The sequence below is a fragment of the Gimesia sp. genome (assembly GCF_048260065.1).
In the GTDB taxonomy this organism is placed as follows: Bacteria; Planctomycetota; Planctomycetia; order Planctomycetales; family Planctomycetaceae; genus Gimesia.
Genome location: NZ_JBLXHC010000002.1, coordinates 728,003 through 750,982, shown reverse-complemented (window position 1 = coordinate 750,982; position 22,980 = coordinate 728,003). Strand labels below are relative to the sequence as shown.

General features: G+C 52.8%; 17 protein-coding genes. 7 read left to right on the top strand and 10 right to left on the bottom strand.

The window, feature by feature from the left end; genetic code table 11:
* Positions 1-36: 36 nt before the first annotated feature.
* Entirely contained in the window at positions 37-879 is an 843-nt protein-coding gene (gene hemQ / locus ACN0YN_RS05995) for a hydrogen peroxide-dependent heme synthase (RefSeq protein WP_417384083.1), read from the top strand.
* A gap of 50 nt (positions 880-929) precedes the next feature.
* Here hemQ and ACN0YN_RS05990 read toward each other — a convergent pair whose 3' ends face one another.
* Positions 930-1,919, bottom strand: a complete 990-nt coding sequence (locus tag ACN0YN_RS05990; RefSeq protein ID WP_417384082.1) for a DUF1571 domain-containing protein — start codon at positions 1,917-1,919, stop codon at positions 930-932.
* 717 nt (positions 1,920-2,636) lie between these two features.
* Here ACN0YN_RS05990 and ACN0YN_RS05985 point away from each other — a divergent pair.
* Positions 2,637-3,521 (top strand): sugar phosphate isomerase/epimerase family protein, encoded by an 885-nt coding sequence (locus ACN0YN_RS05985; RefSeq protein ID WP_417384081.1) that lies wholly within the window; start codon positions 2,637-2,639, stop codon positions 3,519-3,521.
* A gap of 11 nt (positions 3,522-3,532) precedes the next feature.
* Here the strand turns inward: ACN0YN_RS05985 and ACN0YN_RS05980 are convergent, their stop codons facing one another.
* The 3 genes from ACN0YN_RS05980 to ACN0YN_RS05970 form a co-directional block, all read right to left on the bottom strand.
* Complete coding sequence (locus ACN0YN_RS05980) at positions 3,533-4,477, bottom strand: YdjY domain-containing protein (RefSeq protein WP_417384080.1); 945 nt, start codon at positions 4,475-4,477, stop codon at positions 3,533-3,535.
* 98 nt (positions 4,478-4,575) lie between these two features.
* Positions 4,576-5,451, bottom strand: a complete 876-nt coding sequence (locus ACN0YN_RS05975) for an alpha/beta fold hydrolase (RefSeq protein ID WP_417384079.1) — start codon at positions 5,449-5,451, stop codon at positions 4,576-4,578.
* A 4-nt stretch (positions 5,452-5,455) separates the two neighbouring features.
* Positions 5,456-5,995, bottom strand: coding sequence for an O-acetyl-ADP-ribose deacetylase (locus tag ACN0YN_RS05970; protein WP_417384078.1), 540 nt, complete (start codon positions 5,993-5,995; stop codon positions 5,456-5,458).
* A gap of 117 nt (positions 5,996-6,112) precedes the next feature.
* Here ACN0YN_RS05970 and ACN0YN_RS05965 point away from each other — a divergent pair, with 117 nt between their 5' ends.
* The 5 genes from ACN0YN_RS05965 (at position 6,113) to ACN0YN_RS05945 (ending at position 12,753) form a co-directional block, all read left to right on the top strand.
* A complete protein-coding gene (locus ACN0YN_RS05965) occupies positions 6,113-7,252 on the top strand; it encodes a glycosyltransferase (protein WP_417384077.1) in 1,140 nt (379 codons plus the stop codon).
* 57 nt (positions 7,253-7,309) lie between these two features.
* Positions 7,310-9,322 carry an asparagine synthase (glutamine-hydrolyzing) gene (gene asnB, locus ACN0YN_RS05960; RefSeq protein ID WP_417384076.1) on the top strand — a complete coding sequence of 671 codons (2,013 nt, stop codon included), beginning with the start codon at positions 7,310-7,312 and terminating at the stop codon, positions 9,320-9,322.
* A gap of 114 nt (positions 9,323-9,436) precedes the next feature.
* Positions 9,437-10,801, top strand: coding sequence for a PQQ-binding-like beta-propeller repeat protein (locus tag ACN0YN_RS05955; protein ID WP_417384075.1), 1,365 nt, complete (start codon positions 9,437-9,439; stop codon positions 10,799-10,801).
* Positions 10,802-10,967: 166 nt separating this feature from the next.
* Positions 10,968-11,600 (top strand): CDP-diacylglycerol--glycerol-3-phosphate 3-phosphatidyltransferase, encoded by a 633-nt coding sequence (pgsA, locus tag ACN0YN_RS05950; protein WP_417384074.1) that lies wholly within the window; start codon positions 10,968-10,970, stop codon positions 11,598-11,600.
* A gap of 148 nt (positions 11,601-11,748) precedes the next feature.
* On the top strand, positions 11,749-12,753 hold the full coding sequence (locus ACN0YN_RS05945) for a site-2 protease family protein (RefSeq protein ID WP_417384073.1): 1,005 nt from the start codon (positions 11,749-11,751) through the stop codon (positions 12,751-12,753).
* Positions 12,754-12,800: 47 nt separating this feature from the next.
* Here ACN0YN_RS05945 and ACN0YN_RS05940 read toward each other — a convergent pair whose 3' ends face one another.
* The 6 genes from ACN0YN_RS05940 to ACN0YN_RS05915 all read right to left on the bottom strand — a co-directional run bounded on the left by ACN0YN_RS05940 (position 12,801) and on the right by ACN0YN_RS05915 (position 22,980).
* The gene (locus tag ACN0YN_RS05940; RefSeq protein ID WP_417384072.1) at positions 12,801-14,234 is read right to left on the bottom strand and encodes a hypothetical protein; all 1,434 of its coding nucleotides are present in this window, start codon (positions 14,232-14,234) and stop codon (positions 12,801-12,803) included.
* Positions 14,235-14,266: 32 nt separating this feature from the next.
* Positions 14,267-16,081 carry an NPCBM/NEW2 domain-containing protein gene (locus tag ACN0YN_RS05935; protein ID WP_417384071.1) on the bottom strand — a complete coding sequence of 605 codons (1,815 nt, stop codon included), beginning with the start codon at positions 16,079-16,081 and terminating at the stop codon, positions 14,267-14,269.
* A 26-nt stretch (positions 16,082-16,107) separates the two neighbouring features.
* Positions 16,108-16,746, bottom strand: a complete 639-nt coding sequence (locus ACN0YN_RS05930) for a hypothetical protein (RefSeq protein WP_417384070.1) — start codon at positions 16,744-16,746, stop codon at positions 16,108-16,110.
* Complete coding sequence (locus tag ACN0YN_RS05925; RefSeq protein WP_417384069.1) at positions 16,746-18,206, bottom strand: hypothetical protein; 1,461 nt, start codon at positions 18,204-18,206, stop codon at positions 16,746-16,748. The genes ACN0YN_RS05930 and ACN0YN_RS05925 overlap by 1 nt, the downstream gene beginning before the upstream one ends.
* A gap of 45 nt (positions 18,207-18,251) precedes the next feature.
* On the bottom strand, positions 18,252-20,438 hold the full coding sequence (locus tag ACN0YN_RS05920; protein WP_417384068.1) for a hypothetical protein: 2,187 nt from the start codon (positions 20,436-20,438) through the stop codon (positions 18,252-18,254).
* 127 nt (positions 20,439-20,565) lie between these two features.
* Positions 20,566-22,980, bottom strand: a complete 2,415-nt coding sequence (locus tag ACN0YN_RS05915) for a hypothetical protein (RefSeq protein WP_417384067.1) — start codon at positions 22,978-22,980, stop codon at positions 20,566-20,568.

Sequence of the window (22,980 nt, the reverse complement as noted above, 5' to 3'; positions counted from 1 at the left end):
AGACGCTCTTATTTCTCATAGACAAGGTACTTAGACGTGAACCGTCCTCCTCATACAGCAGCAGCACTTCCCGACCCGACTACTACTATGACCGAAGGCTGGCATTGCCTGCATCTCTACTATCGTGTCGACCAGGGCGCGTTGAATCAGATTGACCAGGCAACACGGGCAGAAGGGCGCAAGCAACTGGCAGCCATCCTGGATGCCGATGCGGAAGACGCACCGATTCGCATGCAGACCTCCATTGTCTCCGGTCACAAAGCCGACCTGCAGGTACTGGTCATGGATCCGGACCCGATCAAAATCGACAGTATCAAACAGGCCATTCGCAGCTGTGGACTGGGGCCCGCTCTGGTTCCCACGTATTCCTTCGTCTCGATTACGGAGATCTCAGAATACGTTCCCACACTGGAACAGTTTGCCGCGAAACTCAAGCAGGAAGGGACCGATCCGGAAAGTCCCGCGTTCCAGGCCAAGATTAAAGCCTATGAAAGTCGTCTGCCGGCAATGAACCAGCAGCGAATCTATCCCGAGTTTCCAGATTTTCCCGTTTGCACTTTTTACCCGATGAACAAGTCCCGCGTTCCCGGTGCCAACTGGTATATGGAACAGTTCAGCAACCGCTACAGCATGATGGCCGAACACGGAATGAGCGGAATGAAGTTCGCCGGTCGCGTTGTGCAGGTCATTACTGCTTCGACGGGCTTTGATGACTGGGAATGGGGCGTGACGCTCTGGGGACGTGCTCCGGAACCCATCAAAGAGATCGTTTACACCATGCGGTTCGATAAAGCATCTGCGAAGTACGCTGAGTTCGGCCCGTTCTATCTGAGCTATATCGTACCCCCGGAAGAAGCAATCGCCCATCTGAAACTCTGATGCGTCTCAGACAGGCGATGCAGGCCTTCCATCAATCAGCAGTGTAATTCTCAGCGACGGAAGCGATAGTTGCTGTTGGTATGATCAAATTCCGTTGTCGCCAGTTCCGATTTCAGATTGATATCGGTGAAAGAGTACGATTCGATCAGCGTCTTTTCATCCAGTTCTTCAGCAGAAGCACTGGCCAGATCTTCTGATGGCCAGCCAAAGCCGCGAACAAAAATCGGCAGACAGGTTTTCTCGTCAATATAGATGATCGATTTGCGGTAGTTTTCTGACTCTTTCCGATTGGCGAAATGAGCGATGAAACAGTAACAGTCTTTCCCGTCATATTTCTGATTGGGAATCATCACGCATTCGGTATTCAGGTTCTCATCGAGATCCTTCTTGCGGTAATCGATGATGGTTTCCGCCAGTGCTTTAATCCCGGCTTTGGTAATGGGGTAGCGTGATTCCTGCATGGCCAGGGAACCGTAAGGATCCAGTTTCAAGGTAGGGACCAGCCGTCCTTTTAAACCACCCATTTTGACCAGCATTTTTTCTTCGTTTTCGCCATCAACATACAGCAGTTCCTGTCCCTTATCGCCGACAACCCATTTCATGTAAACACTGAAGGGTTTGTGACGGCATTTCAGGTTGATGACCTGATTCTCAGACAGTTCGCCTCCCACAAATTCCTGTTTGGAAAAGGTCGCTGTGTAATCGGGAATGGATTCCAGCAAGCGGCAGCCTTTTTCCAGCAGCAGTTGATTCATCAGAATCGCCATGCGACCAGTGAGCATCCCGTTGGCCTGTTGAGACTGCTGTTTCGCTTCACCAGATTTTTCTGACTGCTGAGGTGCAGACAGATCAGTTGGCTTGTATGCAATCACCGGAACGGGAACCGGTTTGGATGCCACAATCGCAGCGTCATTCGGATCAGCATCAGCGGGAGCGGGGTCAAAACTGAAATATAAAATTCCAATTGCAGCAGAAATGATGGCCGACGCCATAACATTTGAAAAATGATGTTCTGATCTGATTCTTAGCATGCGCATCATGCGGTACCATTCCTTTTCGGTAAGAAAATGCAAGGCACCGTCTTGTCTGAACTGGATTCCCCAAACGGAATCCATTCATCCGTGATAAGACGTAAACCGGGCTTGCCCGTCGTGATATGATGTGGCCAGCACACGGCAATCCCTGAGTGCGTCTGACAGATGTTTGATTTCATAAAGTCTCTGCTCTCATCACTCTGAAAACAGAATTCTCCTGACCCGTGGGCGATTCTATCTTCAAAAACGGAGAACAATACGCGCGTCGCGTATTTCCCGATTTGTGCATCTCCAGGTTGCGATTCGACCTCACTGTCAAATCGTCATTTTGATTGATTCGGGGTGGCTATGACTAAAAATTCGTCATTTTTACGGGGCGAGTATTAGTAAAACTGATGCCCGATTTTTAATCAGTTGACTCTTCATCCGCGTGGGGTTCAGATTAGATGGAACCCATACTCTCACCGCATTTTGCCCATTCCCACAACCGCCTGCATTTCGATCAAAAGACAAGGGAACGCCAAAAGGATGCTGATTTATTCATACGAGGTTTTATTTTACTAAGGTATTCATTTACAATGATTTAGCTGACACCTGACACCTGCATTGATACCGATATCTTCTCCCCTTTGTAAAAAGGTCTGCATCATGAAACTGAATCGGCGCTCATTTCTTCAAACTTCTACTGCCGCTCTGTTCACAGGCACTTTGCTCAGATCACTTATGGCAGTTCCCTCAAAAGCATCCGCCCAAACATCAATGAAGCTGGATCTGTCCTGCGGTCGCATCGGTGTGAAAGCAGATCAGCGACAGGCAATTGACTATGCCCATCAATACGGATTCGAGGCTGTCGTACCGGATGCCGGCTATCTGGGAAAACTCTCAGACAGCCAGCTCGCCGAACTCAAAGCAGAAATGAAAGAGAAAAACCTGGTCTTCAGTGCCGCCGGCATGCCCGTCGATTTTCGCAAGACCGATGCCATCTTCAAACAGGGGCTGGCCAAACTCCCGGAAAACTCAGCAGCTCTCCAAAGGGCAGGGGTCACCCGGACCGGTACCTGGCTCATGCCCACACACGATGAGCTGACTTACAACCAGAACTTTAAACAGCACACGCGCCGCCTCAAAGAAGTCTCCCGGATCCTGGCAGACCACGGTCTGAGGTTCGGCCTGGAATATGTCGGCCCGAAAACCCTCTGGTCCAGTAAAATGTTCCCGTTCATTCATTCACTGCCCGAAGCCCGGGAGCTGATCACCGCCATTGATGTCCAGGGAGTCGGTCTGATTCTGGACAGCTGGCACTGGTACACCGCCCATGAAACCAAAGACGACCTGCTGAAATTGACCAATGCCGATATCGTAGCCGTTGACCTGAACGATGCCCCCGCCGGCCTGGAAATCGATCAGCAGATCGATCAGAAACGCGAACTCCCCATGGCGACCGGCGTGATCGATCTGGCTACGTTCCTGAACACCTTGAACCAGCTCAACTACGACGGCCCCGTGCGAGCCGAACCGTTCAATGCCGCGTTAAGAAAAATGCCCGCCGACCAGGCAGTTGCTGCGACCGCAACCGCGATGAAACAGGCGTTCGCGCTGATTCAGTAAGCGGAATCAGGTTATTTCGTTTTATCTTTTGATTTCGCATCAGCCAGTGTGATTTCAATCGTTACCGGCGTACCGCGCGGGGGAATCTTGTCCTTGTTCGCTTCGAACAGCAGATTTCCCTCGCCCGAAGCTGAACTGGCGATATTCACATCGATGATCGCTGTCGGAAAATTCGCGACGCAGATCAGATCGCCACTTTCGGCGTAGTAGTATTTTTCCCCCGTCATTTCATCCAGGGCAAAACCGCTGCCGGCAAAGATCCACTCGGCCTTCATGACTCGTGGCTGGCTCTCATCGTAGAACTTTTCGATCGCTTTCTGAAATGCCTTGTCTTCAGACTTCTTCAGAAACTCATCCCTGGTTTCTTTCGACATCTGGCCGAACCAGATCAGTTCTTTGTATTTCTCGTCATATCGCAGCTCACTTTTTTTATCGATGGTAATCCCTTCCGGCAGCCGATCCAGCTTCGCGGTGAAATAACGATTGGTCGCCGTTCTGACCCATTGCTGGGCGACTTCGCGCTGCTCTTTTCCTTCCTTGTCTTTCCACACCAGCACGATGTTCAACACCTGTCCCTGGGGAGGCTGAAACTTGGGTGTGAATTTGACGGGCGTCCCCACCTTGGCTCCAATCGCCAGCAGACCGGCATGAATGGCGGTCGCCGGAGATTCAATTGACAGAATCGATTCATGTTCTTTGGTCTGCTTTTTACACAGCAGCATTTCCAGCACGCCTTCCTGCAGGCAGACATGCGTTTTCAACAACAGTTTCTTGTGAGGCAGATCCAGCAGAACCGTTTTCTGCCTGTTCAACGCCACCGGTTCGTCCGCGTCTTTCGATTTCGCTTCTGCAGTTGATCCCGCTTTCTCCTTGACCGGATCAGCGGCTCGCAATGTCGGACTGCAAAGCAGTACGGATACCAACAGGGTTAACGCGGTCAATGTCTGTCGTTTCATAAATCCATCCATCGGAATAAAAGGCGGAATGTGCCCGTCTGCAACATACTGTTATTCTAGGAACTTCATTTCAAAAGTCTGCCCTGATTCGACCGGAATCAGCAGATCTTTCCAGAAGAATTCAATTCGTTCAACCAGGTAATATAATCGGCTGTGATCTCTTCGCGGTTCGGTTCGAATTCCAGCGTATGTCGCGCCTCGGGGCAGGTAACCAGCGTTTTCTGTGTTGATCTGATGCGGGCGAAATAAGCTTCCGTCGCCTGATTATCGATGATCTGATCCTGTCCCGCCAGTTGACAGAATGCCGGACACCCAATCTGCCCGGCTGCTGCATCGACCCGGCGGTCCAGTTCCCGGTTCGCCAGCAGGAACGCGACACTCACTTCATGCAATGCCAGCGGATCATCCCGGATCCATTCCTGCCAGTCCGGATCAGCCGTAAACAATGTTGGATCATCCAAAGGAATCGGCACCCGCTTGTCTCTGATCCCCAGTCGCTCCGCCAGTGACAGCTGGAGCTGCTGCAGCGCAGTGGCTTTCACTTTTGCTTTGATTCCCGGATACAGTAACGCCAGCCCGTCGATCAGTTCAGGTCGCTCTGCAGCAATCACCGCCGCCAGTTTCGCCCCCCAGCTCATCCCCTGCAGAACCAGTGGTTCAGACTGTCCCTGTTGTTCCTGGTAAAACCGGATCTGGGATAATAACTGCACCACATCCTGAACCAGCCGCCGCCAGTGCGTGGCATGTCCCCGATCCCGGGTATTCAGTCCCGAGCCTCGGCGATCAAAAAAGTAAATCCGCGCTCCGTTTTCACAAAGTTGTCGGCACGAAGCTTCGTACCAGCCGGAGTGACTCTGAATTCCATGCAGGATCACCAGCGTCACCCGAGCGGCCTGATCTTCCGGATGCCAGACGCGCCCCTGCAGAGGGTAACCATCCGAGGCAATGAATTCTTCCCTGACTGACTCTGTCATCCATTCATACCAGCATGGTTTCCAGTATACGTGAATAGCAGCCGAAGGTCCCCTGATCAAACAATACAAAGCGGACCAGTTTGATCTGCTGTGTTGACTCCAGTCGGGTCGCTACCGTCCGTAATGCGATCTCTCCCGCCAGATCGACAGGATAACGATAAACGCCTGTGCTGATGGAAGGGAAGGCCACCGACCGACAGCGATTCTGCTCCGCCAGATCCAGGCAGGTTTCGTAGGCGGACTGCAACAGCTGACTCTCCTTTTTTCCGCCCCCCTCCCAGACGGGACCGACGGCATGAAAGATAAATTGCGCAGCCATCAGGCCGGCAGAAGTGGCGACGGCACTTCCCGTGGGGCAGCCATCCGGGTAACGGCGTTCCAGTTCTTTCATGATTTCAGGCCCGGCAGCATCGTGAATCGCTCCATCGACGCCCCCTCCGCCTGCCAGAAAGGAATTGGCAGCATTCACAATCGCATCCACCTCCTGTGTGGTAATATCTCCCAGAACCAGTTCAATCAGGGCAGATCCAAACTGTACGATCATGGACTCTCAATCTATGATTCGAAATGACAAATCGCTAAGATCAGACATTGATCCTGACAGCCAGTATAAAATACTATACTCTCAGATCAAAGAGCTAACTCGTCAACAATTCCAGCAATGATTGCGAATCAGTCCACCGTGATAAAAGTCAGTCTCCTCATTCCGACTCTGGATCAGTCCGGCGCAGAAAAACAGTTGTCGATGCTCGCCACATCGCTGCCCAGAGAAGAATTCGAAGTCCAGGTCATCGCGCTCACGCGCGGCGGTCCCTATGAAACACTGCTCCGCCAGCACGAGATCCCGGTCACGATCTTGAACAAACGCTTCAGATTCGATCCTCTCGCGTATCGCGCACTGAAGAAAACTATTCAGAAGCAGCAGCCCGATATCCTGCACACCTGGTTATTCGCCGCCAACTCCTATGGCAGAATGGCTGTCAAACGGCTGGCAACGACTCAAAAAGTTCCCAAAGTGATTGTCTCCGAGCGGTGTGTCGATTCCTGGAAAAGCAACTGGCAGCACAACGTGGATCGCAGACTGCTGCCACAGACCTCGCTGCTGGTGGGCAATTCACAAAGTGTCGTTGACTTTTACGAGGAGAAAGGGGTTCCCGCGTCGATCCTGCGCGTCGTCCGGAATGGAATTCCTATCCCGGAAATGACTCCCAGTGAAACCATCCGCCAGGAACTCTTCCAGCAGCTGGATCTCCCCGCAGACGCACGTCTGATGGCGTTCGTCGGACGCCTGGCGCGACAGAAACGGATTGAAGACCTGCTCTGGACACTGCAGTTGCTGCGTCAAATGAATGATAAAATCATTCTACTGCTGATCGGCGAAGGTCCCGAGCGAGCCAGGCTGGAACAACTGGCCCATAAATATACGGTCACCCCGAACGTGCGTTTCCTGGGACACCGCGCGGATGCCAAGCAGTTGTTTCCGCTGTTCGATCTGTTTCTGCTGGCCAGTGACTTTGAAGGTCAGTCCAACAGCCTGATGGAAGCCATGTCATATGGAATCCCAGTCATCGCCAGCGATATCCCCCCGAACAGGGAGCTGGTTGCGCATGGTGAAACCGGCTTCTTAACCTCAGTGGGAGACTGCACGGGATATGCACAATATGCTGAACGCATCCTCGCCGACCCGCAACTCGCCACCGATCTTGGTACCGCCGCTCGAAATAAGATGCAGCAGGACTTCAGTATTGCTAAAATGACAGAAGGGTACGCTGCACTCTATCGCGAAGTACTCACGAAATAATAATCGCCTCACTCAACCAGACATTTCTTTTCAGTCGAAGAGTAGAACCCGTTTACCATGTGTGGAATTACCGGTACCTCGTGGACCTCGCGAGACAAAAATATCTCGCCTGCTGTGCTCCAGCGCATGACCAATGTACTGGAACATCGTGGCCCCGATGATGCAGGCGGCTTTCATTCCGACGTTCCCGGGAAATCGATCCTGTTTGCTGCCGATAATTCATTCGCCGATTTCCAGCCTCACTCCGAGATTGGTGCCGCGTTGGGACATCGACGTCTTTCGATTATCGACCTGGGAACCGGGCACCAGCCGCTCACCAATGAAGATGGCACCGTGTGGATTGTCTTCAACGGCGAAATCTATAACTACCAGGAACTGCGCAAAGAACTGATTCAGCAGGGGCATCAGTTCAAAACCGAATCCGATACCGAAGTCATCGTCCACCTGTATGAAGAGCAGGGGACCGCCTGCGTTGAACGTCTGCGGGGCATGTTCGCGTTTGCCATCTGGGATGAACGCCGTCAGCGGCTGTTCATCGCCCGCGATCGCCTGGGGCAGAAACCACTCTTTTATCGTCACGAAGCAGATCGACTCAGTTTTGCCAGCGAATTGAAATCTCTGCTGCAGATTCCCGGTGCCGACCGAACCGTCGATCCCCACGCCATCGATCTGTTCCTCGCTTATCAGTATGTGCCTCACCCCTGGTCGATTCTCAAAGGCTATCATAAGCTCCCCCCCGCACACCGGGCCGTTTATGAACAGAGTCAGCTGCAGATCGATCGCTACTGGACGCCCCCTTACGCGCATCCGGAATCCCGCTCAACGTTTTCATTTCAGTCCGAACAACAGTGGTCAGCCGCTCTGCGCGAAACGCTGACCGAATCCGTTCGCATCCGCATGCGCAGCGATGTTCCCCTGGGCGCTTTCCTGTCGGGAGGCATCGATTCCACCATCATCGCCGGACTGATGCAGAGCATGTCCGAACGACCGGTCCACACATTTTCGATCGGCTTTCCAGTCAAACAGTTTGACGAACGCAGCTACGCCCGTGAAGCAGCGAAAATGCTGGGAACCGAACACCATGAATATATGGTGGAACCCGAAGCGCTGGAAATGCTGCCGCGTCTCTCGTGGCATTACGATGAACCATTCGCGGACAGCAGCGCGATTCCCACCATGTATCTGTCACAGGTCACTCGGCAGGAAGTGACCGTTTCCCTGTCCGGTGACGGCGGGGATGAACTGTTTGCCGGCTACGATCGTTACCGGGCGGTCGCGCTTTCACAATGGTTTGATCGTCTACCAGGCTTTGTCCGCAACATGATGACCGCCTCAATCTGGCAGAAACTACCCGCTTCCGTTGAACAGAAATCATTTCGCCGCCGTGTGAAACGCTTTCTCGCGGGTCTGTCCGTTCCCCCCGAACGCCGTTATCTGAAATGGGTTGGCATTTTTGATACCGAACGCCGTCACGAAATGTACGCCCCCGGTTTTCGAGAACAACTCTCCGACTTCGACGCCGATCAGTTTCTGCTCGACGCTTACCAGCTCTGCCCGGATCGCGACTTTGTCACCCGGACCACGGCTACCGATGTGCTGACTTATCTCCCCTGTGATATTCTGACCAAAGTCGATATCGCCAGCATGGCACACAGCCTGGAATGTCGCAGTCCGTTCCTGGATCATCACGTGGCGGAACTGGCGGCGGCCATGCCTTTAAAATATAAAATGCACAAAGGACGCGGCAAACAGATTCTCACCGATACCTTTTCTGACCTGCTGCCTGAATCGATCCAGACACGTAAAAAAATGGGCTTTGGTGTCCCCCTCAATCACTGGTTCCGTAACGAACTCAAACCACTGCTGTTTGACGTCCTGCTGGACCAACGGGCCATCGATCGTCAGATATTTAACCCGCAGGCGGTCGAGCAGCTCATCAGCGAACATCTGAATCTGCAGTGGGACCACAGCGCGCGACTCTGGTCTCTGCTGGTCCTCGAGCTCTGGTTTCAGACGTTCCTCGACCCGGCATCCATTCCCGATCATTTCCCTGATCCGGTACTCATCTGAGTGGCAGCCAGCCCATTTTCCGGTGAACCACTTGAGCTTTCGGCTCAAATCCGTGAAAATAGAAGCTCGAAAACAGTTTCCCCGCCAACCTGTTCCCACCTGCAAGAGATTCTGATGCGCAGTTTATTTTTCCTTCTCCTCAGTTCGATTCTGCTGACACCTCCGCTTCAGGCCGAGACTCCCGCTTCGAATCAGAAAAGCTCTAAAAAACAATACGAAGAATGGCCGCAATGGCGCGGCCCGCGCGGGGATGGCACCTGGCAGGGACCGCCGATCAAAACCAGCTGGCCTGAAACCGGATTGAAAAAACTCTGGGAGCACGAAATTGGTGGTGGTTATGGCGGCATCTCAGTCGCTCACCGCAAACTCTATCTCATGGATCGACCGGTGACTTCACCAGAAGAACAGGAGAAAGCCCGCGGCATTCACGGGCACCGGGCAGACCGTCAGGATATCGAACGTGTCCTCTGTTTCGACGCCATCACCGGTAAACAGCTCTGGTCACATTCTTACCCCGCCGTCTATGACAAACTGGATTACGGCAACGGTCCCCGGTGTGCCCCCACAGTGGTGCAGGGTCGTGTCTATACCCTTGGAACGATGGGCGATGTCTTCTGCCTCGATGCGAATACGGGCGATGTCATCTGGAAAAAACAGCTCGTCACCGACTTCGGCGGAAAAGTCCCGCAATGGGGCTACGCCGCTGCTCCTTATCTCATCAATGACCTGGTCATTCTCATGCCGGGCGGAACCGAAGCGGGAACCGCTATTGTCGCCCTCGACCGCAAAACAGGCAAAGAACGCTGGCGCTCCCTGAAAGACGAAGCCGGTTATGCTACGCCGCTGCTGATCCATCACAACCAGCAGGACCAGCTGATTGTCTGGTCGCCGAATCACATTCACAGTGTTGATCCTCAGAGCGGGGCGCATTTCTGGTCGGTTCCCTATAAAGTGACCTACGGCGTTGCGATTGCCAGCCCCATTGAAAAGGCAGGGCTGATCTTCGTCGCCGGTTACTGGGAAGGCTCCAAGGCGATCCAGCTGGGTGAAAAGCCTGAGCAGGCGGAACTCAAATGGGAAGACCGCCGGACGTTGAGAGGCCTGATGTCACAACCGCTGTACCGCGACGGTTATGCCTACCTGCTGGACAAACAGTTTGGACTGACCTGTTTTGAATATGCTACCGGTAAAAAAATCTGGGATGATGATAACCAGATGACTCCCGGCAACAGTCGCAACCCGCAGGCGACGCTGGTCTGGCTCAACGATTCCTCGCGCGCTTTGATTCTGAATTCGGACGGTGCCTTGATTCTCGCCGAGCTGACACCGGCCGGCTATCGGGAACTGGCCCGCACCAGTCTGATCGGCGAAACCTGGGCCCATCCGGCTTATGCAGAAACACGTGTTTATGCCCGCAGTAATACAAAGCTGATCGCCTGCGAACTCCCAGTAGATGAATCGATTGCTGATTCCCCATAAAAGCAAACAGGCTGACCTGTCAACTTCCTGCCTAACTCGATAAAATGCAGGCCGGGCCCTCGGGAGATGTTCCTGATCGATCCTGATGTACACCTCTGATCTTCAATCATATATCCTGAGTGCAGATTCTAATCCTCCCGTTAGCTAACGAAAACCATTGTACAGTATGAATTCACCAGCGGAAAACAAGTGCGAGACCCCGCAAACCGGGACTGAACTTTTAGGCCCGGAAATCTGGAATCTGCCAAATCTGATTACCGTCAGTCGACTGGTGCTTTCGCTGGTGCTGTTCGTCATTATTTACCTGGAAGGCTGGTGGAAAACCTCTGCGGCTTTATTCATTCTGGCTGCAGCCACCGATTTTCTGGACGGCTATTTCGCCCGCAAATACAACCAGGTCACCACGCTGGGCCGGATTCTGGATCCCTTTGTGGATAAAATCATCATTTGTGGTGCGTTCATTTTTCTGTTGGAACGCGGCCCCGATACGGGAATCAACGCCTGGTTCGTGTTGATCATCATCGGCCGGGAAATGTTCATCACCAGCCTGCGGGGATACCTGGAAATGCACGGCCGCGATTTTTCCGCCAGCTGGAGCGGGAAAATCAAGATGGGAGTGCAATGTGTCGCAGTCGTGCTCTGTCTGCTGTCACTCAGCAAGGAAGCACCTTTCGACAGTTCCGCGTTCATTCTGCTTCGCGATATCTCTGTCTGGTCTGCGGCGCTGATTACGCTGTATAGTGGAATTGATTACGTATTCCGCGCTTCCCGAATTCTGCGCAATAAACCTTTGTCATAAACGTGAGCGGCCCTTGAACAGGAAAGAGGGAACCTGCTGCAGGACATCTTTCTGAAAAGATTCCCATTTATTGACTCTTCTGACAACATCTCTCCGTATAAAATACCGGCAGCCAGACAACTGACTTCCTTTTATTAGACTTGTACTCATGCCTGACGATAAACAGCCTCTGCCTCCCCCGGATCCTGTCATTATTGTGCAACCGCAGGACTACCAGACCGAGGTCAAAGACTTTTCCTCATCGCAGACCCACTATAGAAACACGATCCGCCCGCCGCGCAGTAAACTACCTCTGATCCTGTTTGTTCTGACCTGCCTCAGCACGTTTATCGTGGGCGCCACTTATAACACTCCCTTTGTCCCCGTCCCCAGAGATTTTGACAGGGTCTATCAGCATCTGCAACTGGTTGGCTGGACGCAATTCTTCATCGACGGGATATCTTATGCAGGCCCTGTGATGCTCATTTTGCTGTCGCATGAAATGGGACACTATCTGCAGTCGCGGCGTTATCATATTCCTGCCACCCGGCCTCTATTCATCCCCATGCCACTCACACCGTTTGGAACGATGGGCGCCGTGATTCTGCAGCGAGGCGGGATCGCGAACCGCAAACAGATGTTCGACATTGCCGTTTCCGGACCGCTGGCAGGGCTGGTCTTCGCGCTGCCGATCGCATACTGGGGAGTCTTGAACTCAACGGTCGCCGTCACATTAAAACAACCGGGGTCCATCAGCTATGGAGAGCCGTTGATTTTGCAGTGGATGATCCGTATGGTTCACGGGCCACTGGCAGAAAATCAGGAAGCGGTTTTAAACCCAATGTTTTTTGCCGGCTGGGTCGGGATCTTCATCACGGCATTGAACCTGCTTCCCATCGGTCAACTGGATGGGGGGCATATTCTGTATACACTGCTGGGTAAAAAGGCGAATCTGATTTCCCGACTGCTGATGGCGGTGGCCGTCGCCTATATGGTTTATACGGGTGAGTTTGGCTACTCGCTGCTGATTCTGTTGCTCGTCTTTTTCGGCATTAACCATCCGCCGACTGCCGATGATACGGTTCCGCTGGGAGCAACCCGGATTATCATTGGCTGGTTGACACTGGCGTTTTTCATCATCGGGTTCACCGTGACGCCGATCATCGTTTATTAATAGACTGAACGGAATCTACCAATCGGATCACGCTGGCGACAAGTCGGCTATTTGATCTTGCTCAGGATCAGTTCGGCGCGATAGACGATTTCCAGATCTTTATTGCTGGTCGTCGCTTTCTGCAGTTGTGCCTGTGCCGCTTTGCCATATTCCTCCAGCGACTTTTGGGCAGCTTCCCGTTTTTCCCAGCTCTGATTTCCCAGCTGCGCAATTAATGCGTCGATGCGTTTCAGCAAAGCCGGATCGGCGTCCAGCAGGATGACAATTCCCGTTCGTCGTACGACATCGGGAAACGGAGTGATCTCCAGCGGCAATATTTTATCGAGATAACTCTCATCCATGCAGTACACAATCGTTGCCTGATCTTCGCGTAAGGCATGTTCTCCCAGAATTCGCAGCACATGCGCGATTTCAGGTGTCCCCAGCCCCAGATCTGCCAGTTGTTTCTTCCAGATTTCCAAAGCATCAGTCTGTGACAGCGCGGCAGACTCAATATAGGGCACTAAAACCGCGGGAGTTTTCGTGTTTGCTGTCGCCGGCGTCGCTTTTTTGTCGGCAGGTTTCTTTGCAGCATCTGCCAGTTGCGGGAGCGCCCCCACAGCCCGAAGCTGATTCCCCAGTGCCTGCAGCTGATTGGCTTTGGCATCTTTCGCTTTTTTCTTCAGCGCGTCTTCTGATAACGGATCGGCGGGTTTGGCTTTCGCCGGTTGATCCGATTTTGCCTCAGGCTTCTTTTCTTCTTTTTTGATTCCCGGCACCAGATCGAGGGCCGCGACTTTCCAGTGATCCTTCTCTCCGGCAGGCTGCATGACCGTCAGCGATTTCAGGGGATAGGAGTCTGCATTCTGTATCTGAAAACCATTCTCGGCATGCGTCATGGTGATACGCGGAACATGATTCAATTCGACGTCATATAATATAAAGCGATCACATTTATCGATGCCTTTGACATACAGACGATCGGCCTTCTGCAGCGGACTCAACCAGTCCGAGTCAGGCAGCTGCATACTGAGCGAGCTCTCTTTGAGCAGGTTCTGTGATCGCCAGTAGATGCGTTTCGACTGAATCCGCGCGGTAGGCCAGTGTGCTAAAAAGCGACCGGAGGGAAATTCCAGCAGCACATCGATGTCTTTTGTCGCTGGCCCTTCGAATGTAATCAGCCCCAGTGGCGCCGGTTTGTCACTCTCGCTGGCATCGGCACTCAAGCGGCGTGACTGCACATAACCGGGGGTCGTTGATCGAAACAGTGTCGTGTCATTCAGCTTCTTACCGTGCGCCGAGACCAGAAACACGCTGACATCCCGCACAATCAGTTTTGATGAGGGCGCTGCCTGTGTTTCGCCGGCCCGACCGGTTTCCCCCGAACTAAGAAGAAAGAGCACACCAAGCAAAGCACCAGTGAAAGCGGACAATCGCTTCTGCCTGTTGAACAAGCCAAAGGATGACTGAATCTGTTGAATTGAATCTGAAGACTGTTTCATGGTAGATCGCTGCAATGTAATTCGTTTTTTAGTTATTTCTGATTCGCCGCCAGTTCTTTGGGGGTCGCCCGTATCAGCTTCGGGTCTCCCCAGACAAAGCGGTCCCCCACATCCTGGTCTTTGCCAAAATCGACCACCAGTGTCAAAGTCCCGCAGCCGGTCACATCCAGGTTGAGCGATTCCAGTTTCGTCGCTGACGTGAATTCCGGATTCTCAAACAGGGTTTTACCATCGGCTAAGACCTTCACCGCGACATTCCCCAGTTTTCCGGTCTCTGCCTGCAGTCCCGGAGTGGTTTGAAACTTTTCAAATTCCTTGCCCAGCTGGTAAACCAGCACCGTTCGGGCATGCACACACAGTCCTTTGGAGAAGGATTGCGTCCCGATCTTCAATGGTTTTCCCGACAGAGATTTGTTGACCTGATACGGATACTGCTGGTTGAAAAAGGGAACCTGCGTCACACTGTCGGGCTGGATTTCCACCAGTGAAACCGAACGGGCATTTACCGTTTTCACGGATTCCAGATAGTCTGTATTGATGGAAAACTGATCCCCCCAAGGCATCGTGATGTTCGCTGTTTTTCCCTGATTCAGTTCGACTACGCCGGGTATCTGCGTATTGCCGATCAGCGTCATCAGGCTCTGCAATGCCAGCTTGCTCTCGGGCTGCACCCGGTTCTTCTGCAACACCAGCCCAACAACCCGGTCCAGCTTGACTTCGCGTTCCTGGCCCTGATATTGAAACAACAGACTCTCTTCGTTGATCCCTACCACTTCACCCTCGACGCGATGCACATTCCCGTCCTGTGTGGTGACATAAGCGGAGTCTTCTGTCTTCGATTCTCCTTTGCGATCGACTGCCTTCGACTGTTTTTTGTCTTCCTGAATTTTCCAGAGCTCATGTACGGCTTCCGGTTTTAAGGTCAGATCGATCTCTTTTTCAGCGGCAGGAATCTGAAAACGAATCCCCGTTTTGGTCCATTCTTCCAGGTTACCCGTCAGTGAACCAGACTGCGAGAAAGTGACTTTCCAGCCAGAACTTTTATTGCTTTTGGCCTGTTTGTAGAGTTCACTGGGATACGCGCCGATGTAGAATTTTGCCTTGCTGTTTTTATCGGTCTCAACAGCGATCGTGTATTCGCCGTCCTGGGGAACCTGAATCAGTCCTTCGTAAACGATTCCGAAATTGATCGCACTTCTGCGGGACAACAGCGCCAGTCGCGGACTGGCACCATATTTTTTCACGGGAACCGCTTTCAGGTCATCTACCGATTTGACTTCCACGGGATGGCTCCATTCCATCAGTCGGTAGGCAACATATTTTTCCGGCTTCTCGATCTTCAAAGGGAGTCGAAATCCTTCTTTATCGACCTGATAGGCTGTTGCCGGAATATCGCGTACTGCCGTGTTCACGCGAAACAGCTGTTCTTTCGGAACTTCCGCCTTCTTCATCCCCGGCCCCGACATCTGGATCTCCAGTTTTGCCAGACCAACCGAGTGATAGTATGGCAGGGTGAAGCGATGCAGCCCCTTGCGGAGTTTCACTTTCGCGGTACGGGGGCCCGCTGCATAACTCGGCTTTTCTCCGTCAATCAGCAACTGACTCACATTTTGAGGCAGCGCCGGTTCCAGGAATTTGTAAGACGTCACATCAAACAGGCTGATTTCCTGCAGTTCTTTACCGACTTCGATCTTCAATGCTTTGGCATCGACAGAGCGAATGAGGCCCGTCACTTTTTTGCCGTCATACAGCAACACTTCGTCGCCACGCGCAAGGGGGCAGGGCAACAGTCCCGTAAGGCAGATCAGCCCGGTCAGCAAGAGTCTGCTTGAATTCCGCTTCTTCATTAGTCGCACCATCTACAATACCATTTTCAATCTTGTTTTTCGGGAGTCGGTTTTGCTTTGTCGACCGCCTGGTTTCGCGCAAGTCGGCGAAAATAATCAGCCAGAATGTCTTCGTAGCCAGGGGGAAAGCCTTCCGTACGCGACTGCAGAATTTTCTCCCGCTGTTTCGGGGTCAGGTCTGCCCAGTTCCGTCCCCTTTTATCGGGGGCCTTCAGTTCTCCCTCACCGCCGGGACCTTTTCCTAACGTCGACGAATTGGCCGGACGTGTCGGGTTCGCTCCTGCACCGCCGCCCCCTTTTTTACACGACTTTTCCAGCATCTCCACCAGGGTATCCAGTCGACTGATAATGCGCGGCTGCGTTGTTTTCGCCGGCTGTGTCGTTTTCCCATGATCAAAATCCGTGATGACGGACTTCACATCGGTCTGGATATTCTTGAACGGGTCCTTCAACCAGGCATCATCCTTCAACTGGGAGAAATTATCTTTCGGTTCCGGTGGAATAATCAGCGGCACTTTGGCCTGTTTGCTGTCTGGTTTAGACGCTTCAACAGCATCCGCATCACCAAATGCGTTCTGCAGACTGCCGGTGTAAAGCAGCGCGGCACAGAACAGCAGCGAAAGACCAAACGTGAAATGAGTCTGATTCCATGTGATCCGTTTCATTATTCATCTCCTGCCAGACAATGGGGACAGGTCATACTGTGTAATCGTCCGGTGATTAAATCAATTTCTTTCTGGCGGACCGAAAGCAGATCAATCCGTTCCTGACGTGACGTTTCCGTTATCTTCTTCTGTTCGATCTGTTTTTCCAACTGCTCGGTCCTTGTATGAACCGACTGCTGCATCCAGCGTAACATTTTGACTTCCGCCAGCAGTTTGTTCCGGTTTCCTTTACAGCCTTTACACTGGCCGCCTCCGTTTTTATTGGAGGGGCGGGAAGCATCGATCATCGCATCCAGCAGTGCCTGCAGATCGGCCTCGATGCGTTTCTGGTCTGCAATCATCTCATCGTCGGCTTTGCTGTGTAGCAGGCCTTCATCGACCAGTTCCATCTGTTCCCGCACTGCTCCCAGAGCTACGGGTAGAACCAGGCTGAACTGCGTCAGCTCACACAGTTCGATCGACTCGGAACAGACGCTGATAATTTTTTCTTCTGATGTCGCCAGTCTTCGCACGGCTGCCAGAGCCTGTTTCTGCTTCTGAGCCACACGATCCTGCAGTTTCGTGGTGACTTCGCGAATCTGTTTCTGCTGTGCGATCATATCCTGCAGTTGATCCATCACCCGCTGCCGCACCAGCGACTCGACCTCTTTCCGCAGTTTGTCTTCCAGCTTTTTGGTATCCTGCTGTGCCGAGCTTAACTGTTCAATCGCTTTTTTCTGTTCTTCGGAAGCCGGTTTGGGCTGAGAGGCTCCCAGTTTTTTACAGGCCCCCCCCATACATTTTCCCGCACCGGAGAGTGACTTGCAGATACTCTGTGAAGCCGGCCCGTATTCACGCAGTAACTGCTCCAGGTTTTCCGCCGACTTCTGATTTCGCTGTTCGCTGGTTTCCAGCGCTTTCAGATCTTTCTTATTCCCACTTTTTTTCTGCTGATCCAGGGTATTGGAGAGCTGCAGCTCTTCTTTTTTCAGCAGCTTATTCAGCGTCTCGCGTGAGTCAATCAGCTTGCGCAACTGTTCCAGTTTCAGTTCCAGACCGATGTCTGCTGTCAGCAACAGCTTTTTGAGTTCTTCCAGCAGAACCAGAATCTCTTTCTGTTCCTGGCTGGCTTTATCGAGTTTCAGATCATCCAGCATTTTGGAGGCTTCGCCCATCCGATCCAGAATCAACTGTTCGCGGGCCTTGCGTAGTCCCAGCAGCAGCCGCGCCGCATCGTCAGGCTGTGAATCCCGAATCAGCTTGGAAAGCCGGAACATCCGCTCTTCCAGCTCCTGCATATGCGCTTTGGCTTTATCCTGCTCAAACTGAATTCGCGTCTGCGGTGCAATTTTTTTGTCGTCCTCCGCAGACTTGTCTGCAGTCGCAGCCACTTTCTCTGCTGCCTGCACGGAACATAACATCTGGGAGACGACGAACATCATCACCAGACCAGCCGTCATTAATTTCTTTCTCTTCAGCATTTCCCTCACCTCCATTACAGGGGGCCTTGAAACATGTTTCCGGTTTCAATTATCGAAGATGGAATTCACCTGTTTTTTCTTGAGCTCTTCTGTCTTTTCTTTGACCAGCTGTTCGAGTTTGATGACTGCGTTCAACTGGTTGACTACATCTATAAAACTGTCCCACTGGGCCATATTCTTCAAAATCTGATCCAGTGAAGTTAAGATCTCATCCTGGCGTGTATTGATCTGTTCCATCGGGTCAGGGGAGTCTCCCCGTAACGATTCCAGCGACTGTCGCTGTAATTCCATGTCGCGATTATGCAGATCCCCCAGCGGTTTGAGCACCGTCTGTGAAATTAACTGATAGGTCTCTTCGCCTCCCAGTTTGTTCAGCTTCATCTCCTCTACAGATCCATTCAACGCATGGCTGATCTGACCCACTTCCCGTCTGACCAGTTGATGCTGTCGCATCCAGTCGGCTGACTGATCCAGACTCTGTGCCAGTTTCAGCTGATCTCTTAATTGTTCCGCCTGATCCCGGGCTTTTCTTAACCGCGAACGCAACTGCTGTTGTCTTAGCAGAATCTCCCGAAACAGCTCTTCCGGTTTCACGACGCGAAAGACCAGCTGTCGGGAACTGGTTTTCTGCACCCCGGTATAACAGTTATCCTCCGCATGACTTTGGAATGTCACCACTGCGCCCGGACTTAATTTCAACTCAGCAATCGACACCCGTTTTTCATCTTCAACCACATTTTCCACCGCAGGATCGGCAGGTCCGTATATGGGGTATTCCTTTTTCGTAACCGCCTGCTTTTTCTTCTCTTCTTCCGGGTTTCCAAACACCTGATTCAGAGCCGCTTCCGTCACGTTCTGACTTTTTTTCGTTTCTGTTTCCGCCAGTGGCAGATTCGAATCCATGCCGACCCACCTGATGCCAAAATCGTCGCGGGCAATGATCGAGAAGGGGATTGTGGCGTCTGCTGTAATCCGCTGTCGCACTCCTGAATAACGGAAACTCAATCGAGGCCCACGATCCGGCTGCACACCAATCGAGACAGGTCGCGGATGTGAATGGATCGCGTGTTCTGCCGAGTGTAACGTCAACCGGAAATTCACAGGCTTCTCATGCGTCCATTCCGCCTGAAAATGCTTACCATCTGTACTCTTCCATTGTAACGAAACGTCCTCAGAATCAACGTCAATCTCACGGACTTTGACATTTGTCGTCAATTCCAGCAGCACTTTCGACTGTGGCAATAATCTCACATTTCCCTCACTGGCGGAGAAATGTGACACAAATGGTTCTGAGAGCCGGGGATGCGTCGCTTGCAGCTTCAAATCGGTAATCCGCGGACGATCGATGGGAACGATCTCAAAGGGCTCCGATTCGCCATCGCCTCCCCAGGCATAAGCTTGAACCGGCAGCTGCAGCGGGGGCACTTCATAACGAAAATCCCCCTCCTGAAAACGGTTCATTGTGATGGTCTCACTGTTTCCCTCTTCTCCCGTCAGATACAGCCAGACGCTTTCCGTCGGCTCTTCCTGATCTTCGACGAGAATCTGCAACGCCCCCGACTCCCCGCGCGGAATGACCCACTGGCCATCTTTCAGTCCCACGACTGTTAACCGCGTATTGCGAGGCCAGGGCGCATTTGATCCTGCGAACCACCGCTGACTCCAGAGTCGACTCGCTTCGGGAACAGCAATGCCGAAACCAACGGGGATCAGAATCACTGCCAGCAGGATCAACAGACAGTTACGCGTATGCCGCGAATCGATCACTTCCTGAAACGGATACTGACTGAGGGACTGATAGTTCGACTGCACCGCCTGTTCAATCATCGGCTGTGACTGTTCGGACTGATTCAGATGACTGGGCAGTTGCAGCACGCTGGCAACGCGCGGGGCCAGAGCCTGTTGAGGAATCACTTTTTGGGAACGATCGATCAGATTCGCGATTTCAATGGGTGACAGTGAAACCCGCAGAGGCAGATAGACATACCGAAAGATCAGATAACCCACCACCGCGCCGCAGACCAGCAGATACAGCATGCGGGCTACCAGGCTCAACTCCAGCCACCAGTCGAACAGGAGAGACAAACCCGCCAGCCCCAGCAGCGCGGCGAGAATTCGCACCGTCGCTTCCAGCAGAGTATGTCGGCGCAAAGAGACCCCGACGCGTTCCAGTTTCCCGGAAATCGTCTGCTGCAGCGCCTCGAATTCTTCAGATCGTGGCGTGGGGGACATCAGTTACTGACTCCTTCTGTTTCCTAAAAATGTTTCTAGAGCGTATCACATTTATCTATAGCGTCTGTCAATCTAAACTACTCGATTCTAATGGCTCTGGAGACGCGACAGTAAAACGGGACACAGTCTAAATCAGTCGACACCATTTTCTCAAAATCCATTCCGTCACCAGCAAACCAAATATCAGAATATAAAACAGGGGCGCATCCCAGACCTCCTGGCGTTCTTCCAGCAGGCGGGACACCTGTTTGATTTTAAAGGCATTCACGATTCCTTCAGACTCCGCAAGATCATACACACGACCTCCCGTCGAAACCGCCATCGTCTGCAGAAACGCTTCATCCAATGTCGGGTTTTCCAGTTCCTTGTTAGGAAACTCAACTTTAATCGGCAGGGTCGCTGCTTTGACAGTGGCTCCTGCCGCTTCGTCTCCCAGCCAGACTCTCACAAAATATGTTCCAGGCTGTGTGACCGGAAATGTCGTAGAAAACTCACCCGCTTTGTTTCCCGGCGTCAGTGTCAGAGGAATCGGCTGATCATCGCCGCGTTCGACATCACCGTACAGTCGCTGCAAGCCAGGTTCCATCTGCGTTTCATCCAGGAAGCGGGCAATGATTTTTGCCTGACCGCCGGGCTGGTAGGAAGCCTGAGGCGTCGAGAGCCGAAACGGATAATTCCCCCCCAGCTGTTTACTGCGTCCCGCGCGATCCACCACCCGCGCCCAGAAACCGTCGAAGAACTGCTCATCCAGGTAACGCCAGCGGTAAGTGCTGTCGAAGCCGATAAAGATGGACCAGCCGGGCCCCACGCGCTGCGAAGCAATCAGAACTTCCTGACCATATTCATTACGCATGCGGGGATCGGCGTGCACCGCCAGGACGGTCGCCCCCGGTTTAGCTTTGGTCACGGGGAAATGCCAGAACATCCCGGGCAGATTATCCAGAATCTGCTCATTGGCCTGGCGATCGGTCGAAAAGGTAAAGATCGGGTCCTGAAATCCCGGGTCCGTCACATCCAGCTTCCACGGCGAGCGGGCACTCAAGCGGATCTGCACCTGCGAACGAAACAGACCGGGTTCCCGGATGACGGGCAGTAGATTCAGCCAGCTGAGTGAAGGATCAGACTGACGATCAAACATCTGCGCGGTCTGCATTTCACCGGCGATATAAACCAGTCCGCCCCCCGCTTTCGTGACGAAGTTTGTCAGCAGTTCCGGAAAGTTAATCGGCCACTGCGTCGGATCGGGGTCATACAGAATCACACAGTCATAGTCATTCATCTCTTCCTGAGTCACAGGCAGCCGCCGGATCGGCAGGTCTCCCGGATGTTCGTAAGTTTTATCAGCCGCCATCAGCCACGAAGAGAGATTGATCTGTCGATCCCTTAAAAACGTATTCCGCAGAAACTGAACTTCAGGAAATGTCGAACCGGCGATGAACAGCACATTCAACCGCTGTCGAATGACGCGCACTTCCGCAGACGCCAGATTGTCATCCTGTGAAATCTCCGGGCCCGCATCGACGATCTTGGCGCGAAACTCCAGTTTGCCGGTTTTCGTCTCGCTGAATTCGTAGGTCTTAGGCTGCAGGGCGCCTTCCAGGTTGAGCACGATGTCTTCACGGACGAACTCCTGCCAGGGACCGCCGTTTCTACGCTGTTCGATCACCAGCGTTGCCGACTCGGCCTGCATGCCCCGCGATATAATATGCACGGTGATCTGATTGGGATCCTGTACGAACACAACCGGGCTGGCTTCGAGTTGAGTGATCGCCACATTCCGCGGTCCATCGGTGGTGCCCACACCCACGGTCACCAGAGGCACTCCTTCATCCGAGAGCATCTGCAGCACTTCTTCCGGTGCTTCACCTGCCGTCGATTGACCATCACTGATCAATAAAACGCCCGACAAAGGCATTCCCGAATAGGACAGTAAGGCCTGTCTGAGCGAACTGGCAATCGCAGTTCCCGTTCCGCCAGGCTGCCACTCTTCTGAAAGTGAGAGCGCCTCGGGATTAAATTTATCTGAGAAACTGTGGAGATGGACGGTGCGTGCGCCGTCTGCAGACAGTTTTTTGAGGAACGACTCATTCACCAGTTTCTGAGCGAGTTGCATGCGGTTCATCTGTCGCAACGCCGCCGTATCAGCTGACATTCCCAGATTTCGGGAGACCTGGGTGGCTTTGTCTTCATCCTTCCAGGCGTCTTTTAACGACATGGAAAGGGAATTGTCCATCAGCACCAGCAGATGAGAAGGAATTTTTTCTTCCTTGCTCAACACCAGAATCGGTTCCAGCAGCATGGCAATCACCAGCAGCACGATGGATATCCGGATCGAATACAGCAGACAGCGTCTGACGAATGGTACCTGCTGGGCATCCCGTTTATAGAGCCACCAGCCACCGCCGATCAAAACGAGAACTCCCAGAATCAGCAACAACCGCCAGTCTCCTCCCGGCAGCCCGACCCACTGCGCAGACCAGTGGCCCCCTTCGGACCAGGCCGAATTTTTGATGCCAAACAGGAATTCCAGAATACCGTTCAA

Bases quoted from the DNA above. Each gene is read 5' to 3' on its own strand.
- ACN0YN_RS05930 (WP_417384070.1), bottom strand. From the start codon at position 16,746: ATGAAACGGATCACATGGAATCAGACTCATTTCACGTTTGGTCTTTCG.
- ACN0YN_RS05985 (WP_417384081.1), top strand. From the start codon at position 2,637: ATGGCAGTTCCCTCAAAAGCATCCGCCCAAACATCAATGAAGCTGGAT.
- ACN0YN_RS05935 (WP_417384071.1), bottom strand. From the start codon at position 16,081: ATGAAGAAGCGGAATTCAAGCAGACTCTTGCTGACCGGGCTGATCTGC.
- ACN0YN_RS05925 (WP_417384069.1), bottom strand. From the start codon at position 18,206: ATGCTGAAGAGAAAGAAATTAATGACGGCTGGTCTGGTGATGATGTTC.
- ACN0YN_RS05965 (WP_417384077.1), top strand. From the start codon at position 6,113: ATGATTGCGAATCAGTCCACCGTGATAAAAGTCAGTCTCCTCATTCCG.
- pgsA (WP_417384074.1), top strand. From the start codon at position 10,968: ATGAATTCACCAGCGGAAAACAAGTGCGAGACCCCGCAAACCGGGACT.
- ACN0YN_RS05955 (WP_417384075.1), top strand. From the start codon at position 9,437: ATGCGCAGTTTATTTTTCCTTCTCCTCAGTTCGATTCTGCTGACACCT.
- asnB (WP_417384076.1), top strand. From the start codon at position 7,310: ATGTGTGGAATTACCGGTACCTCGTGGACCTCGCGAGACAAAAATATC.
- ACN0YN_RS05990 (WP_417384082.1), bottom strand. From the start codon at position 1,919: ATGATGCGCATGCTAAGAATCAGATCAGAACATCATTTTTCAAATGTT.
- ACN0YN_RS05940 (WP_417384072.1), bottom strand. From the start codon at position 14,234: ATGAAACAGTCTTCAGATTCAATTCAACAGATTCAGTCATCCTTTGGC.
- ACN0YN_RS05970 (WP_417384078.1), bottom strand. From the start codon at position 5,995: ATGATCGTACAGTTTGGATCTGCCCTGATTGAACTGGTTCTGGGAGAT.
- ACN0YN_RS05975 (WP_417384079.1), bottom strand. From the start codon at position 5,451: ATGACAGAGTCAGTCAGGGAAGAATTCATTGCCTCGGATGGTTACCCT.
- ACN0YN_RS05920 (WP_417384068.1), bottom strand. From the start codon at position 20,438: ATGTCCCCCACGCCACGATCTGAAGAATTCGAGGCGCTGCAGCAGACG.
- ACN0YN_RS05945 (WP_417384073.1), top strand. From the start codon at position 11,749: ATGCCTGACGATAAACAGCCTCTGCCTCCCCCGGATCCTGTCATTATT.
- ACN0YN_RS05980 (WP_417384080.1), bottom strand. From the start codon at position 4,477: ATGAAACGACAGACATTGACCGCGTTAACCCTGTTGGTATCCGTACTG.